The organism is Nitratidesulfovibrio oxamicus, from assembly GCF_015731765.1.
GTDB lineage: Bacteria > Desulfobacterota > Desulfovibrionia > Desulfovibrionales > Desulfovibrionaceae > Cupidesulfovibrio > Cupidesulfovibrio oxamicus.
In genome coordinates this window covers 1-580 of sequence record NZ_VRYY01000768.1, presented here as the reverse complement: position 1 = coordinate 580, position 580 = coordinate 1, and the positions used below count along the sequence as shown (strand labels likewise).

Annotated in this window: 1 protein-coding gene; it reads right to left on the bottom strand. The window is 74.1% G+C overall.

Annotated elements, in window-relative coordinates:
- Positions 1-580 (bottom strand): NFACT RNA binding domain-containing protein (locus FVW20_RS18360; RefSeq protein ID WP_196610709.1); only part of this gene is annotated, 580 nt, incomplete at both ends.

The following is a 580-nucleotide window of genomic DNA, read 5'->3' as shown; positions in this document are numbered from 1 at the left end:
GGGTAGCGGCGCGGCGGCGTCCGCGCCATGATCAAGGCGCAGGGCGGCTTCCAGCGCCGCGTCAGGCGCCACGGAAAGGGACCGGGCCACCGCGTCGACCCTAACGGCACCGGGGGCGGCGCCCTTCACCGCGCGCACGTCACGCACCAGGGCCACCATGATACGGGCGTGGGCGGCGTTGCGCTGCCAGCTTTTCACCGCCACCAGCGTGGCGGCCTCGGCCAGGGTGCGTTCCGGCACCTGATGCGCCGGGTGGTCGCGCCGGATGATCAGGTGCGCGCTGGGGCCGTCCTCTGCATGCAGCCACCAGTCGAAGGGCGAGGCGATGCGCAGCAGTTCCGCGTTGCCTTCGGCGCACCGCCCCCGCAGCAGCAGGAAGCCGTCGGAACTGCGAAAGCGCTGCACGTCGCTGCCGGTTCCGGCATCGCGGGGCTGCCTGCGGGAATCCGAGACGGCCTTGCCCCCCTTGCCCTGCCTGGCCGGGGGTGCGGGGGTGAACCGGGCCTGCACTGGCGGCAGTCCTCCGCCGGGAGGCATGGCAGCGCCCTGCTCGGCGGCGGCAAGGTCGCGGGCGACTTCC